The organism is Polynucleobacter aenigmaticus (assembly GCF_002206635.1).
GTDB lineage: Bacteria > Pseudomonadota > Gammaproteobacteria > Burkholderiales > Burkholderiaceae > Polynucleobacter > Polynucleobacter aenigmaticus.
On record NZ_NGUO01000009.1, the window covers coordinates 61,988 to 78,455 of the forward strand.

12 protein-coding genes and 1 pseudogene are annotated in these 16,468 nt (G+C 47.6%); 12 read left to right on the forward strand and 1 reads right to left on the reverse strand.

The window, feature by feature from the left end; all coding sequences use genetic code 11:
• Positions 1–118 precede the first annotated feature (118 nt).
• The 9 genes and pseudogenes from CBI30_RS05820 (at position 119) to rlmD (ending at position 12,123) form a co-directional block, all read left to right on the forward strand.
• Positions 119–1,537 (forward strand): carbohydrate porin, encoded by a 1,419-nt coding sequence (locus CBI30_RS05820; protein WP_088527374.1) that lies wholly within the window; start codon positions 119–121, stop codon positions 1,535–1,537.
• Positions 1,538–1,712: 175 nt separating this feature from the next.
• Positions 1,713–3,245 carry a TolC family protein gene (locus CBI30_RS05825; protein ID WP_088527375.1) on the forward strand — a complete coding sequence of 511 codons (1,533 nt, stop codon included), beginning with the start codon at positions 1,713–1,715 and terminating at the stop codon, positions 3,243–3,245.
• 9 nt (positions 3,246–3,254) lie between these two features.
• Positions 3,255–4,526, forward strand: a complete 1,272-nt coding sequence (locus CBI30_RS05830) for an efflux RND transporter periplasmic adaptor subunit (protein WP_088527376.1) — start codon at positions 3,255–3,257, stop codon at positions 4,524–4,526.
• A complete protein-coding gene (locus CBI30_RS05835; RefSeq protein WP_088527377.1) occupies positions 4,527–7,604 on the forward strand; it encodes an efflux RND transporter permease subunit in 3,078 nt (1,025 codons plus the stop codon).
• A gap of 21 nt (positions 7,605–7,625) precedes the next feature.
• Entirely contained in the window at positions 7,626–8,420 is a 795-nt protein-coding gene (gene surE, locus CBI30_RS05840; RefSeq protein WP_088527378.1) for a 5'/3'-nucleotidase SurE, read from the forward strand.
• Between the two features lie 29 nt (positions 8,421–8,449).
• Positions 8,450–9,073, forward strand: a pseudogene (locus CBI30_RS05845) (protein-L-isoaspartate(D-aspartate) O-methyltransferase); the annotation flags it as partial.
• An 8-nt stretch (positions 9,074–9,081) separates the two neighbouring features.
• Entirely contained in the window at positions 9,082–9,849 is a 768-nt protein-coding gene (locus CBI30_RS05850) for a peptidoglycan DD-metalloendopeptidase family protein (RefSeq protein ID WP_088527510.1), read from the forward strand.
• A 23-nt stretch (positions 9,850–9,872) separates the two neighbouring features.
• Positions 9,873–10,694 (forward strand): 3'-5' exonuclease, encoded by an 822-nt coding sequence (locus CBI30_RS05855; protein ID WP_088527380.1) that lies wholly within the window; start codon positions 9,873–9,875, stop codon positions 10,692–10,694.
• Positions 10,687–12,123 (forward strand): 23S rRNA (uracil(1939)-C(5))-methyltransferase RlmD, encoded by a 1,437-nt coding sequence (gene rlmD / locus CBI30_RS05860; RefSeq protein WP_088527381.1) that lies wholly within the window; start codon positions 10,687–10,689, stop codon positions 12,121–12,123. The genes CBI30_RS05855 and rlmD overlap by 8 nt, the downstream gene beginning before the upstream one ends.
• A gap of 288 nt (positions 12,124–12,411) precedes the next feature.
• On the opposite strand, the gene CBI30_RS05865 is transcribed toward rlmD, so the two are convergent.
• Entirely contained in the window at positions 12,412–13,113 is a 702-nt protein-coding gene (locus tag CBI30_RS05865) for a Bax inhibitor-1 family protein (protein WP_088527382.1), read from the reverse strand.
• 305 nt (positions 13,114–13,418) lie between these two features.
• Between CBI30_RS05865 and ndk the strand changes: the two genes are divergently transcribed.
• The 3 genes from ndk (at position 13,419) to ispG (ending at position 16,425) form a co-directional block, all read left to right on the forward strand.
• Entirely contained in the window at positions 13,419–13,844 is a 426-nt protein-coding gene (ndk, locus tag CBI30_RS05870) for a nucleoside-diphosphate kinase (protein WP_088527383.1), read from the forward strand.
• A 91-nt stretch (positions 13,845–13,935) separates the two neighbouring features.
• Positions 13,936–15,138, forward strand: coding sequence for a dual-specificity RNA methyltransferase RlmN (gene rlmN / locus CBI30_RS05875; RefSeq protein WP_240553519.1), 1,203 nt, complete (start codon positions 13,936–13,938; stop codon positions 15,136–15,138).
• Between the two features lie 18 nt (positions 15,139–15,156).
• A complete protein-coding gene (gene ispG / locus CBI30_RS05880) occupies positions 15,157–16,425 on the forward strand; it encodes a flavodoxin-dependent (E)-4-hydroxy-3-methylbut-2-enyl-diphosphate synthase (protein WP_088527385.1) in 1,269 nt (422 codons plus the stop codon).
• The last annotated feature ends 43 nt before the right edge of the window (positions 16,426–16,468 follow it).

Genomic DNA, 16,468 nt, shown 5'->3' on the forward strand with positions numbered 1-16,468 from the left:
AATTTGGCCTGCACCCCTGTTGAGCTTCATTCTCACGCTGTGCCCATCTAATTTGTCTTATTTATTACCCTGGTAGATCTGACCTTAGTCATTGATGCTGCTTATTGTGAAATTCTGAATGACTCGCAAGCCCCATCTTCTCCTGTTGAGCTTACTTATCGCTGTATGCAGTACGACTGCACTTGCCCAAAAGGCAGGATCTGGCGCAGACCAGATCGAGACTTTTGCTGCACCCATTCCTGGGTTGCCAACTGAAGGCAATATTTGGGGTATGCCGGTAAATCTGCATGGTCAAACTACTTACATCAACCAGAGATATAACAATTTCAAATCCTCCTATTCTGGTCAGAACAGCTTGGATTCACTGAAGTCCATGAGTTACACCTGGTCAGGCACTTTGTTCTTTGGTGCTCGCATTGCACCCAATACCGATGTCTACTTCAATCCAGAAGTGGTGTCTGGTGTTCCTTTCTCTGACTTAGCGGGTCTTGGCGGCTTTACTAACGGTGAAGCAACAAAGGCCAATGGTGCACAAGCTAAGTTTTATTCTGCTCGAGCCTTTGCGCGTCATACGATTAATCAAGAGGGCGATAAAGTCGTTCTTGAAAACGAGGCCAATCAACTTACCCAAACGGTGAGCAGCAATCGCGTTGTGCTCACTGGCGGCCAGTTCTCTACACTGGATATCTTTGATGACAGCCGTTATGCCAAAGATCCCCGCATTCAGTTTATGAACTGGGGCAATATGACCTATCTTGCTTATGACTATGCAGCCGATGCACGCGGCTACAGCTGGGGCTTGGCGGGGGAGTGGTATCTCGATAACTGGGTCATGCGCGCCTCACGGATGCTTGCTCCAAAGTCTCCCAATGGACGTGATCTCAATTGGCAAATCTTTAACGCTTACGGAGATCAGGTAGAAGTTGAGCGCCAACACAATATTGCCGAACTTCCTGGCAAGGTGAGCGTTTTGGCCTATCGTAATCAGATGATCTTGGCACGTTTTCAAGATGCAACGAACTACATTAATCAAGACCCTGCCACGCGCCAAGGCTCTCAAGCAATTAATAATGTACGTACCAGCAATCAAATTAAGACGGGTATTGGCCTTAATGCTGAGCAGGCTTTAACTAAAGACTTGGGTATCTATGGCCGCGCCTTCACATCTGACGGCCATACAGAAACCATGTCCTTTACTGAGGCTGACAATTCAATCTCTGTTGGTATGGGCATGAACGGTACTCAATGGAAGCGACCAGATGACACCATTGGCATTTCGATGATGCAAAACGGCTTATCCAGTTATCGTCGCAGCTACCTTCAAGCAGGAGGTGTTTCTTATTTCATTGGTGACTATGCCAGCCCAAGCCAGACCATCTCGTATTCACCAGAGCGCATTGGTGAGATCTATTACAACGCGACCGTGATTAAGAACGTTCTCGCTGGTTTGAACTTTCAACACATCATCAATCCAGCCTATAACTCTGCCCGTGGCCCAGTCAACATCCTGTCTTTTAGGATTCATGCAGAGTTTTAAGCATTTCAGGGCAGTTGAATTTAATTATTCTCTTTAGAATCAATAAGATAGAAATCCTCAATTAATAGACTTTTAGGTTTTCTCACCTATAATCGTTCAAACCCCCTATAAATGCAGGGAAATCTGTATCTGGGGCTATAAAAACAGCATTAGCACCGATTTTGAGGCAGCCGATTTGATTCACGGCCAGAGTAAAACTAGCGAACGTATTGTTGCGAACATAAGCCTCCTAAAGTGGCTTGCTTGCGCCTTTGCCTCTATATTTTTTGCATCTGCTGTTTTTGCGCAATCGCCTTCTACGGGTTCTTCAACCCCTGCTAGCGTCACCGTGCAGACGAATGAGGCTAAAGATTCCTTATCGGCACCTCCAGTACTTGGTAGTGAGCCTAATCCTGCTAATGCAGCCTCTTTATTTGCGCCGGTAAAGCCGGGTAACACGCCAAAGATCTATGCCAAGGGTGCACCATCCGGTCCCGCGGAGATGGATTTACGTCAGCTATGGACTGAGCTCAAACTCAACAACCCTCAGTTATCTTCATTGCGTGAGTCTTATTTATCTGCCAAGGCAACCGTGCCCCAGATTGCGGCCCCTGCCAATCCACAAGTGGGCTTGGTGTGGTCAGGTATGCCAGTGAATTCACCATTTGCTTTAGGCGGGGCCAATACGCCAACGCCACAATATCAAAATGGTATCAGCAGCAATAACGCCATATCGATTGCTCAGCCATTTCAGTTTCCTGGCAAGAAGAGTTTGGCGTCGGATATTGCGAATACCAATGCTGAGGCACTGCTTGCTCAAAGCGAATCCACTTACTTGCAACTCGGTGCGCAGTTGTCTACCTTGTATTACACCGCCTTAGCATCGCAAAAGCAGCTTCAGGTTCTCAAAGAATCTGTCATGCGTTTGGAGATGATTAAGAATGTGGCTAAAGCGCGTTATTCCAATAATGCTGCCGCCTATGTTGAATATCTCAATGCTCAGGTTTCACAAAGTTCAGCTCAGGCAGATCAATTTAACGTTGAGCGTCAATTACAGGTAGCGCTAAACAATATCAACACCTTAGTGGGTCGCCACTCAAGAGAAAAGTTGGTGTTACGTGGTGATGTACGTCGCGCCATGAATAGCGTACCAACCTTAATTGAGCTGGAAGACTATGCGGAAACTAGTCATCCATCCTTAAAGAGCTCTGCCTTGCAATTAGAGGCAGCCCGTAAAGGCGTTGATTTGGCGAAGAAGGCGTACTTACCAGATTTCCAGGTCATTGGATCTTCCTACACGCCGCGCGGCCCATTCTCGGCAAATAATGGTGCGATGTTTTATCAGTTAGAACTAGACCTCATCATTCCACTATATTTTTTCACCAAGGAGAAGTATGGGGTAGAGCAGGCTCAACGCAATCAAGCAGCCGCAGAGGCGGGCAATATTTCTAATCGTCAACAAATTGTCTTGGCAGTAAATAGCGCATACGCTACGTACGAGCAATCCAAGAATCAAACCCAGTTTCTAAAAGAGCGTCAAGTGCCTCAGGCTGATGCAGCCTATAAGGTGGGCTTAACGCAATACTCCAATAACGGTCAGGGATTTAATGATTTGCTGACAGCGCAAACGCAATTACGTAATCTTGAAGTTCAATTAGCGCTCGCAGAAAGTAATCTTCTGCAAGCGCAAGCAGTGTTGCTAGTGACGTCTGGCAAAGAACCTTTTTAAGGAGCGGTATTGAAAGACCAAATTCTTTCTTTTCTAAAACAACTTGCCGATAAGGTAAAGCCCAGCATAGATAAAGGTGTGCATTTCGGTGGCCATCGTCTCCAGGTGGTACTGGCAAGTATTGCAGGGTTGTATTGGAATCTCAGTCCACAAAATCGTCATCGCTTACGTTTAGCGGCGTTTGCCTTTGCAATTCTTTCGATGGGTATCGTTTTGGGTCGCATCACAAACGTCAACCGCAACGTCAAAATTGAGGCATCTGATAAAGCGCTTAAGGTAGAGAAGAGCGGCATTCTGGAATTAAAACTGCCTGGCGTCAAACTCAATCCAGAGATTTATGTTTTTCAGGATGCTGAAAAAGTACAAGTTCCAGTCGACATCAAGGTGCCAGGCCGCTTGGCATTTAATGCGGAAAAATCTAAAGTCTTATCTGCGCGTGCGCCGGGTAGGGTGGAGCGTATTTACGCTTTTGATGGCGCTGAAGTCAATATTGGCTCACCAGTTGTGGAGCTCTATAGCCCCGAATTTATTTCCGCACAGCAAGAGTATTTGCTGTCATCCAAAACTGCGAAGGTTTTGGAATCTAGTAAGACTATGAGCGATTTGCTCGGCGATGCGCGTATTACTCAGCAAGCTGCAGCAAACCGCATGCGTAATCTCGGCGCTGGTGATGGCGATATTAAGTCGATTGAAACCACTGGCAAGACCCAGGCTAATCTAGTGATGCGTTCTCCGTTAAAAGGAGTAGTTGTTAAGCGTAATGTAGAGCCAGGCTCTGCAGTGAGTTCGGGTGATGTGATTGCTACCTTGGCTGACCCAAAGCAACTATGGTTCTTGGGTAATGTGTTTGAACAAGATTTTCGCTTGATTAAACCAGGGCAAAAATTGGTTCTGCAAGTGGAGGCCTATCCAGATAAGGAGTTTGTCGCCTATGCAAACTACATTTCTCCGGCGATTGACCCACAAACACGCGCATTACTTATTCGTGCCGATATTCCGAATGACGACGACTTATTGCGCCCCGACATGTACGCCTCTGCAAAATTAACCACTGGCATGGCTGATGCCATTGTGGTGCCACAGACTGCAGTGGTCCGTATTCGGGAGATGCGTTACATCATTATTAAAGTGGGGGATGAGGTATATCGTCGCTTGCCAGTCAAGGGTTATGACCTGAACAATAAGACTTTTGCCATTACGGATGGTGTTGAGCCAGGCTCACGTATTTTGGCCGAAGGCGCTGTGTTGTTAAACGATCGATTTGCTAAGCAGGAAGACTAAGTGAGCGCATTTACCTCCTTTATTCGGGGCGTACTTGAGAAGCGAGTGCTGGTCATTGTTGGCTCGCTCGTGTTACTTGGGCTGGGGATGTTCAGCCTCTCCAAGCTACCAATTCAGCCATATCCTGGCGTTGCCCCCTTAACGATTCAGGCGATCTCGCAATGGCCTGGTAGAAGTACGACAGAGGTGGAGCAGCAGGTCACCATCCCCGTGGAAAATGCCTTGGCTGGCATCCCTGGCCTACAAGCCTTCCGCTCAGTTTCTTTATTTGGCTTGTCGGTAGTGACGCTCAAGTTCAACGATACGACCGATCCCTTTAAAGCTCGCCAAACATTCATTACTAGTCTCGCCAACGTCAGTTTCCCGCCGGGCGTGACATCGAGTATTAGCCCAGACTCCGATGCAACTGGCGAGATCATGCGTTATGAGGTGAAGTCGGATTACGCGTCATCTACGCAACTCAAGACCCTACAGAACTACGATATTTATAAAGAACTGAAACAAACGCCTGGCGTGGCTGATGTTTCTTCTTTTGGCGGTAAGGTACGTCAGTATCAAGTAATCGTGAGCCCAGAAAGTCTTCAGGCTAAGGGTGTCACGGTGACGGACCTCATTACTGCTTTAACGAATGCCAATAGCAATACTGGCGGCGGCTTATTGCCTAGCGGCGAGCAGCAATTTGTGATTCGTGGCGTGGGCCTACTTAAAAATATTGACGACATTAAGCGTGTAGTGATTTCAATTCACAATGGCGTGCCGATTCGGATTGGCGATGTCGCGCGAGTAGAGATTGGTAATGCACCTCGCTTGGGTTTATTCCAGTTCAATGACAACCCTGATTCGGTTGAAGGTATCGTGTATTTACGTCGTGGCGAGAATGCTACTGAGGTATTGGCCCGTGTACGTAACACGGTTGAAAACATCAACAAGCAAGTGCTCCCACCAGGAATTGAAGTTGCGCCGTTTTATGATCGCCAAGTGCTCTTAGACATCACGATTGGCACTGTTAAACACACGCTCTTCTTTGGTATTTCTTTAGTGCTTGCGGTGCTCTTTTTCTTCTTGGGTAATTTGCGTGCTGCAGCCGTGGTAGCTGCAGTCATTCCTTTGGCTCTGTGCGTATCGTTTATTCAGATGCACATCTGGAGCGTACCGGCGAACTTGATTTCTTTGGGTGCCATTGACTTTGGTGTGATTGTTGACTCTGCTGTGATTCTGACGGAGAACGTCATGCGTCACTTGGAGGAGGGCGGTAAACGCCTAAACCAAAGCATTATTTTGGCTACTAGCGAAGTCCAGCGCGCTATGATTTACTCCACAGGCATCATTATTGTTGCTTACTCACCCTTGTTCTTTATGGGTGGAGTAGAGGGCATCATCTTTAAGCCAATGGCTTTCACAATGGGATTTGCCTTGATCGCTGCGATGATCCTGAGCTTAACCTTCTTGCCTGCCATGATCTCCTTGGTGTTTGGCGAGAACCTACACCACAAACCACCTGGATTTATTACTAAGCTTCTCAATGGCTACAAGCCTTTACTGAGAAAGTGGATGGATCGCCCATTGACAGTAGTGTCAGTAGCGGTATTTGTTCTCGGTTTGACTCTATTAAGTGTGACCCGTTTGGGAACAGCATTCTTACCGACCTTAGAAGAGAATAATATTTGGTTGCGAGTAACCTTGCCTAATACGGTGGACTTGGATTACTCCGTTAAGGTCGCCAATCAGTTGCGCGAAACCTTCTTAAAGCAACCGGAGATTGATAAGGTCGCCGGCCAAATTGGCCGTCCTGATGACGGGACCGACTCTACCGGTGTATTTAATCAAGAGTACGGCTTGTATCTCAAGAGTCCCGACAAGATGCCAAGCGGTTCTAGCAAGAAGGATTTGATTGCCCATCTAGAGCAAGAGCTCGATAAGATCCCTGGCGTTACCTACAGTTTCTCGCAATACATTCAAGATAACGTCAATGAGGCGCTTTCAGGTGTAAAGGGTGAGAACTCCGTCAAGATTTACGGTACAGATTTGGATGTCTTGGACCAAAAAGCACATGAAGTAATCAATCAACTCAAAAAAGTACGTGGCGTAGCTGATGAGGGCATCCTCAAGGAGCTTGGTCAGCCAACGCTGAATATTCAGATTGATCGTGAACGCGCAGCGCGCTACGGCATTAACGTGAACGACATTCAAACCGTGGTCGCTAATGCGATTGGTGGCGCCGCAGTAACCAATCTCTTGGAAGATGAAAAAACCTTCGGCATTGCCATTCGTTTGAATGAAGGCAGTCGTAATGACATTGCAGATATCGGTCATCTCTTGGTGGATTCACCTAATGGTCCATCGATTCCACTGTCAATGGTTGCCACTGTTCAGTTGTCTGACGGTCCGTTCTTTATTTATCGTGAAGCGGGTAAGCGCTATATTGCTATTAAGTTCAGTGTGCGTGGACGTGACTTAGGTAGCGCCGTAGAAGACGCTCAATTCTTGGTTGAGAAAAATATTACCTTGCCACCCAATTACTCGATTAGCTGGGATGGTCAGTTCAATCAAATGAAGCAGGCACAGAAGAAGCTGATGCTGATCGTGCCACTCGCATTGCTAGGCATCTTCCTCTTACTAGTGAGTGCGTTTGGTAATTTCCGTGATGCCGTGATTGTGATGATCAATGTGCCATTTGCTGCGATTGGCGGTGTCATCGCCTTGCATTTGGCTGGTGAGACTTTAAGCATCTCCGCTTTCTTTGGCTTCTTATCGCTCTTTGGTATTGCGATTCAGGATGGCGTCATTCTGATCTCCTTTATCAATAAGACGGCCGCAACCGAGCATGGCGAGATGAAGGACGTGATGGTAGAGGGCGCTTCTTTGCGCGTCCGCCCTGTTCTAATGACGGCGATGCTTTCTGGTTTAGGCCTGTTGCCAGCAGCTTTGTCCCATTCCATTGGTTCGGAGGCGCAACGCCCACTAGCTTTGGTGATCGTAGGCGGCATGGTGACCACTACTATTCTGACACTTTTGGTGTTACCAGTAATATATGGATGGTTTAGAGGTCGCGCATTAACCCAACTAGCTAAAGCCTAGGTACACAAAGATAATTAAGTCATGAGTGAAAATACAAAGCAGCCCCATATCCTGATCTCAAATGATGATGGATATCTTGCCCCAGGTCTCTTAGCCCTGGTTAATGCGATTCGTCCATTGGGACGAGTAACCGTCATTGCTCCTGAGCAAAATCACAGTGGCGCATCGAATTCTTTAACCCTCTCTAGACCGCTATCGATTCATCGAGTTGCTGGCGGTGAGCGCGATGGATTCTTATTTATTAATGGCACTCCAACCGATTGTGTGCATATTGCCATGACTGGCTTTCTGGATGAGAAGCCAGACCTTGTCATCTCCGGCATTAATCAAGGCGAGAATATGGGTGAGGACACTCTGTACTCTGGTACTGTTGCTGCTGCAGTTGAGGGCGTGATGTTTGGTGTTCCTGGTATTGCCTTTTCACAAATAGATAAGGGATGGAATCGGATTGAGGATGCTGCAAAGGCTGCCCACGATATTGTTGCGCAGATGTTGGTATCCAAGTTGGCGCATAGCGAAGGCGCAGCAACTTTATTGAATGTCAATATTCCAAATCGTCCTTACGCTGACCTCTATCGCTGGCGCGTAACCCGCTTAGGCAATCGCCACCATTCACAACCAGTAGTAGTTCAAAAAAGCCCGCGTGGCGAATTAATTTATTGGATTGGTGCTGCAGGGGATGCGAAAGATAGTTCTGAAGGAACTGATTTTCATGCAATTGATGACGGCTGCATTTCTATTACCCCAATGCAGTTGGATCTAACTCATCATGCCCGTTTGGCTGCTATGCGCGCTAATGGCTGGGATCGCGGTTGAAGTCTGCCGCAGAGCGCAACGCCGGTCATCGGCAAGCATTAGCCGCTAAAGTTTTGGCGGCAGGAGTAAAGCACGGCAAAACATTGGAAGCGATTGCTACGGTGCCACGCCACGCTTTTATGGATGCCGGCATGCATCCGCAGGCCTATGAAGATACGGCATTGCCAATTGGACACTCCCAAACGATTTCCAAGCCGTCAGTAGTGGCGCGCATGATCGAGCTTTTGCATAAGCCAAGACATAAACTGGGTAAGGTTCTGGAGATTGGTACTGGCTGTGGGTATCAAGCAGCAGTGCTGAGTTTGCTTGCTGAAGAGGTGTATTCGATAGAGCGTATTCGTGCCTTGCACGATATGGCTAGAGCAAAATTAAGGCCGTTCCGCATCAATAATCTTCGCTTGATTTATGGCGATGGTATTTTGGGATTGCCTCAGGCCGCCCCTTTTGATGGAATCATTCTGGCGGCAGCAGGCTTGGGTATTCCGGATGCCTTATTGGATCAACTGGCCATTGGGGGTAGATTGGTCGCCCCAGTAGCTAAAAATGAAAAAGAGCAGCAATTGATCATGGTCGAGCGCATGAGCTCCCAGCGCTATCAAAGAACCGTTCTGGACGAGGTCTTTTTTGTCCCTTTACAATCAGGGGTAGTATGAGAAAGCCCATGAATTTAATAACTAAATACTTCCTATTGATCTTTGCCGCTAGCACATTACTGCTGAATGTGGGCTGTTCAACAACGCCAAGAGCAAAACCCGCGACGGTAGTGGATCGTAGTGGAGGCAATAGTGAAGCTACGCCTCCTGGTTACTATCGCGTCAAGCGTGGCGACACCTTGGCACGCATTGCCTTGGATAACGGGCAATCCCCGCGTGATTTAGCGCAGTGGAACAACATGTCCAACCCGAATCAGATTGAAGTGGGGGATCTCATTTTGGTCAAACCGCCAGCAGGCTCAAAGTCTGCCGTGAAACCGCCCGTGAAATCTGCTGTCAATACTGATACTGCAAAAATAGATGCGCCTAAGGTGGATGCATCCAAGCCTGATACTTCAAAAGAAATGGTTGCTGAACCCGGCATTCGTTTGTCATGGCCTGCTAAAGGTAAGGTGAGCGATGATTTCAGTGAAAAAACCAAGGGTATAGATATTGCTGGTAAGTTGGGCGAGCCGGTTACTGCGGCTTCAGACGGTAAAGTGGTCTATGCCGGTAATAGCTTGCGTGGTTACGGCAACCTCGTCATCATCAAGCATGACAATACCTACCTCACAGCCTATGCCCACAACCGCACGCTCTTGGTAAAAGAGGGTGATACGGTGAAGAGGGGGCAGAAGATTGCTGAGATGGGTGACACCGATGCTAACGCGGTAAAACTCCACTTCGAATTGCGTGTGAATGGCAAGCCAGTAAATCCAACGCCATACTTACAGTAACTATTGCTTAAGTAGGCTTCGCCATGGCAACTGTTCTCGTCTTTGATATTGAAACCATTCCGGATGTCGCTGGACTGCGGCGCCTCAATAACTATCCAGATGCTTTGTCAGATAGTGAAGTTGCCGCTCAAGCCATGGCAGAGCGTGCCGAGAAAACCGGCAGTGAATTTCTTCCTCTCTATTTGCAGCGCATTTGCGCTATCTCTTGTGTCATTCGCAGGACGACTAAGGAAGGTGCGCCACAAATCAAAGTGGGTACCTTGGGCACACGACAAGACGAGGAGAAGGTGTTGATTCAGACCTTCTTTGAACTAGTTGAAAAGTACACACCCCAGTTAGTTTCTTGGAACGGCAGCGGCTTTGATTTACCTGTATTGCATTACCGCGCCCTTGCAAACCATGTTCAGGCGCCACGCTATTGGGAGATGGGCGAGAGCCAAGAAAATGATAGCCGTGAGTTCAAGTGGAACAACTACATCAGTCGTTATCACATGCGCCATTTAGACATGATGGATCTGTTGGCAAAATTTAATGGCAGAGCAAATGCACCATTAGATGGTTTGGCAAAACTCTGTGGCTTTCCTGGCAAGATGGGAATGGATGGCAGTCAGGTATGGCCGGCTTACCAAGAAGGCAAGATTGATGACATTCGTCGTTATTGCGAGACCGATGTGGTCAACACCTATCTCATGTATTGCCGTTTTCAATTGATGCGGGGTGGTTTCTCCTTAGAAGAGTACAAAGAGGAAATCATATTTGTAAAAGCCTATTTAGCAAAAGAATCTCAAGAGCCGCATGGTGCTCAGTGGCAAGAATATCTATTGGGTTTTGCTCCTGATGCGTAGAGGTGAAAAGCCAGTTCACATTGTTGTGACTGAGCCTGTACGAGTTGAATCCCTTGATCTAGATGCACAAGGGATTACTCGCTTAGCCCCTAATGATGAAGAGGCTGCGCAAGGTCAAAGTGGCAAAGTGGTTTTTATTCAAGGGGCGCTACCTACCGAGCTAGTAACGTACATCGTCACTCGAGATAAAGCCCGCTTCAGCAAAGCTAAAGTTCTCGATATTCTCCAGCCTGCTGTATTTAGGGCGGAGCCTAAGTGCAAAGCTTTTGGTATTTGTGGTGGTTGCACTATGCAGCATTTGGATATTCGGGCGCAGGTGGCAATGAAGCAACGAGTGCTCGAGGACGACTTAAAGCATATTGCTAAAGTGGCACCAGAGGAAATCCTCCGGCCGATGGGTGGGCCCGCGTGGGAGTATCGTCATCGCGCGCGTCTAAGTGCTGTCAATCGCTCCATTAAAAAAGGTACTGTTCTGATTGGCTTTCACGAAGGTAAGAGTGGCTATGTTGCCGACATGACTGCCTGTGAGATTTTGCCGAAGCATGTTTCGGATTTACTTCCAGCGATGCGTAAATTGGTAATGGGTTTATCCATTGTGGATCGCATGCCCCAAATTGAAATTGCGGTGGGTGAACCTGAGGATCCGAATTCAGATGATCCAACAAAATCCAAGCCAGTGACTGCATTAGTTTTCCGAAATCTTCTGCCCTTAACGCCGGCTGACGAGCAACTCCTCAGAGATTTTGCGGATGATCATCAGGTTTGGGTATGGTTGCAGCCTAAAGGTATTGAAACCGTTGCGCCGTTCTACCCATTGACCGGCAAGCTTTGCTATCGTCTACCAGAATTTGAGGTGGAGATGCCGTTTAAGCCAGCAGACTTCACCCAAGTGAATCACCTAATGAACCGCGCTTTAGTGAGTAGGGCCATTCGTTTGCTGGAAGTAAAGCCCACAGATCGCGTACTTGATTTGTTCTGTGGCATTGGTAATTTCACATTACCCTTGGCAAGAAGAGCAGAAGCTGCCTTGGGTATTGAGGGTTTAGAAAGCTTAACAACCCGCGCCAATGAAAATGCCGCACATAATCAGTTGACAGATAAAGCTAGCTTTATGCAAAGCAATCTATTTGAAGTGAGTGCCGAGACGGTTGCCTCTTGGGGCAAAGCCGATCGTTGGTTAATGGATCCTCCGCGCGAAGGTGCCATGGCGATCTGCCAGGCCTTAGCGCAATTACATGATCAACAAAGTGATCTGCCGCCTCAACGAATCGTGTACGTTTCCTGCAATCCAAAAACGCTAGCACGGGATACGGAGATTTTGTGCCATCAGGCGGGCTATGCCCTCAAGAGTGCCGGGATCGTCAATATGTTCCCTCACACCTCACATGTAGAGTCCATAGCAGTCTTTGAGTTGATCAAATCCTTCTAACAATCCATTGACTACTCTTTTATGTACTACTTCGGTGCATAGGGCGTTGATGCGGTGCAATACATCGAAATAGAGCTCTGGTCTAAGAGTAGATTGAAATTGTGCAGAGGCTTATTGCTGCCAGCGATGGATCTACCAATAGGAGTGCCTTATGAAGACCTCAGATAGCTTTGCAATCCTTTTAATTCTATGTAGCCTGTCTTATGCGGTAAGTGTGCTGGTGGCCGATTAAAAAAGGCGCCCGCAGGCGCCTTTGATGTGAAGCTTAGTGTTGGGATAAACGACTATTTAGTCTCTATCGCCACCAACAATACCTAGCAAAGCTAGCAAGTTAGTGAAGACGTTATAGACATCTAAGTAGATGGCTAAGGTAGCCATGATGTAGTTGGTTTCGCCGCCGTTGATGATGCGCTGAACGTCAACCAAGATGAAGGCAGAGAAAATCGCAATTGCCAGCACCATCACAGTCAACATCAGGGCCGGCAACTGCAACCAGATGTTAGCCAATGAAGCAACGATCAAGAGCAGTACGCCCACCATCAGCCATTTGCCCATGCCAGCAAAATCACTTTTGCTCACAGTCGCAATCGTTGCCATCACAGCAAAAATTGCACCAGTTCCACCAAAGGCCAGCATGATTAATGTAGCGCCGTTGCTATAACTGTTTAGGGTGTAACCCACTAAACCAGACATCATGATGCCCATGAAGAAGGTGAAGCCTAAAAGTAATAGAACGCCAAGACCAGTTTCTTTGTTTTTCTCAATAGCCCAGAAAAAGCCAAATGCGATTGCCATGAAGACGATGAAACCCAAGAAAGGGCTGCTCGCCATAAAATTAAGACCGAAAGCAACGCCAAGCCATGCGCCAATAACGGTAGGCACCATCGAGAGTGCCAACAGGGCATAGGTGTTGCGCAGTACACGGTTGCGTACCTGAGGGGTGCTAATCGAGCCAGTTTGCCCAAAGCCGTAAGAGTTAAGATCGCTCATATTGACTCCTTTTTCATAGTAATTACACGAGCCCACAAGGGGCTGTTACAAGTAAGTATAGACAAAATAGGGTAATTTCAAGCCCTCCATCAAAATATGGCTAAAAAGACTACAGACTGAAGGGTTATGCCCTGTAAATTCAATAGCTTAGCCTTACTCAGATCAGGGTAAATACGGTCAGCCGATGTATAATTTGGGGGTCGCTGAAATCCTGGCGCGCTGTAGGTGGAAGGGAAGTGATTCTCTAAAAGACCGCTTTTGCGCCATTTCAGCCTAAATCTTTAAAATCACTATTGGAGTTTTACATGGCTATTGAACGCACCCTTTCTATTATCAAACCTGATGCTGTAGCAAAAAACGTTATCGGCAAGATCTATGACCGTTTTGAATCTGCTGGTTTGAAGATTGTTGCGTCCAGAATGGCGCATTTGTCACAAGCTGAAGCTGAGCAGTTTTATGCTGTTCACGCTGCGCGTCCTTTCTTCAAAGACTTGGTGAGCTTCATGATTTCCGGTCCTGTCATGATTCAGGTATTAGAAGGCGAAGGCGCTATTGCTAAGAACCGCGACTTGATGGGTGCTACCGATCCTAAGAAGGCTGATGCTGGCACTATCCGTGCTGACTTCGCTGACAGCATTGATGCAAATGCAGTTCATGGTTCCGACGCTCCTGAAACGGCTGCTGCAGAAGTTGCATTCTTCTTCGCCGGCATGAACGTGTTCAATCGTTAATCAACGATTGATAACGAACAACCTATTTAATACATAAGTAGGCGCATTGACCTCCCCGCGCGTAAATCTCCTAGATTTTGATGCTGACCAAATGGCAGCATATGTCGCGGGGTTGAGTGAAAAGCCCTTTCGGGCAAAGCAACTCATGCAGTGGATACACCAACGTGGTGTATCTGACATCAACGACATGAGTGACTTAGCAAAAAGCTTTCGAGCAACGCTGCTCGATAAAGCGGAAGTCCTATCTCTCCCAGTGATTAAGGACGAGCACGCAGCAGACGGCACACGTAAGTGGTTGCTTGATGTTGGCGCTGGTAATGCTGTGGAGTCGGTATTTATTCCTGAAGATGATCGTGGCACTCTGTGCATTTCCTCTCAGGCTGGTTGCGCAGTTAACTGCCGTTTTTGCTCCACAGGGCATCAAGGCTTTTCACGCAACCTCACCGCCGGTGAAATCATTGGCCAATTGTGGTTTGCGGAACATTTGCTGCGCAACGATCCGAATGCGATTCGTCGCATTGAAGCATATCCAACGCCAGGCTGGGAGCATACCGGTCGCGTGATTTCGAATGTCGTCTTAATGGGCATGGGTGAGCCATTACTCAACTATGACAATGTAGTAACTGCTCTGCGCTTAATGCTAGACGATAGGGCTTATGGTTTATCGCGTCGTCGCGTCACTGTATCTACTTCTGGTGTAGTGCCCATGATTGATCGCTTGGCACAAGATTGCCCAGTGGCCCTAGCCGTCTCCTTGCATGCACCAAACGATAAGTTACGTGATCAGCTAGTCCCCTTGAATCTGAAATACCCCCTAAGAGAATTACTGGCTGCTTGCGAACGCTATTTACCATTCGCCCCAAGGGATTTTTTAACATTTGAATACTGCATGCTCGATGGTGTGAATGACTCTGATGTTCAGGCAAAAGAATTGGTGCGCTTATTGGCCAACATTAAGTGCAAGATCAACCTCATCCCATTTAATCCATTCCCTGAGTCTGGGTTGAAGCGCTCATCAGCGCAACGGATTCACGCGTTTGCGAGCATTCTGTTGGATGCTGGCATGGTCGCCACTGTACGTAAAACTCGTGGCGATGATATCGCTGCAGCCTGCGGACAATTGGCAGGTGATGTGGTGGATCGCACCCGAGTGCGTGAGCGCGCAGTCCATGACAATCAAATCAAGATGGATCAAGATGACCAAGCAAAAGACCTTGAACTTGATGATGACGAAGAAGAGCAAGAGTATCAGCCTGAGCGTCCAGTGCAATGGCTCAAAAGATTAGACGACTGATTTAGTAAAACAAATCTAATGAGTAATTCATCTAACAATCTTCCGCAGTTACCCTTAGGCCCCGCGCCTAAGCGCGCAACGCGTCAGGCAACTGTCGCCTGGAAGACCAACATCATTACGATTGGTGGTGATGCGCCTGTTCGCGTTCAATCTATGACGAATACGGATACTGCTGATGCGCTTGGGACTGCTATTCAGGTTAAAGAGCTGGCCCGTGCCGGATCAGAAATGGTTCGTATTACGGTAGATACACCAGCTGCTGCTGCGGCAGTGCCCTATATTCGTGAGCAGCTAGATAAGATGGATGTCTTGGTGCCCTTGATTGGCGACTTTCATTACAACGGTCACACCTTACTCAATGACTACCCAGAATGTGCAAAGGCTTTATCGAAGTACCGCATTAATCCAGGTAATGTAGGTAAGGGCGCTAAGCGCGATTCGCAATTTGCACAAATGATTGAAGCCGCTTGTAAGTATGACAAGCCCATTCGGATTGGTGTGAACTGGGGCAGCTTAGATCAAGACTTACTCGCGAGCGTCATGGATAGCAATGCTGCCTTACCAACCCCCAAGACTGCGCAAGAAGTCATGATTGAAGCGTTGATTCAGTCGGCATTGCAGTCTGCTGAGAAAGCAGTGGAGTTGGGCATGAACCCCAATCAAATTTTGCTATCTTGCAAAGTTAGTAATGTGCAAGATTTGGTGGCTGTCTATCGCGATCTCTCGCGTCGTTCAGATTACCCATTGCATTTAGGTTTGACTGAGGCGGGAATGGGTAGCAAAGGCATTGTGTCCTCAACAGCAGCAATGGGTATTTTGTTGCAAGAGGGCATTGGTGACACCATTCGAGTTTCTTTGACTCCTGATCCTGGTGCGCCACGCGAGAACGAAATTATTGTTGCGCAAGAAATTTTGCAAACTATGGGGTTACGCAATTTCACACCCATGGTGATTGCTTGTCCAGGTTGCGGTAGAACGACTAGCACCACCTTCCAGGAATTGGCTGCCAATATTCAGTCTTACCTGCGCCAACAAATGCCAGTGTGGAAGAAAACCCATCCGGGCGTTGAGGCTATGAACGTTGCGGTGATGGGTTGCATTGTCAATGGGCCGGGCGAGAGTAAGCACGCTAATATTGGTATCTCATTGCCTGGTACTGGAGAAACTCCTGCTGCACCAGTGTTTGTTGATGGAGTAAAAGTAAAAACTTTGCGTGGTGAGAATATTGCCCAAGAGTTTCAGGTGATAGTGGATGAGTATGTGAAGCAGAATTACGCATCGAAGTAGTGGATATATAAAAGCAAGAAGTAAAAGCAACACTTAAAAACAA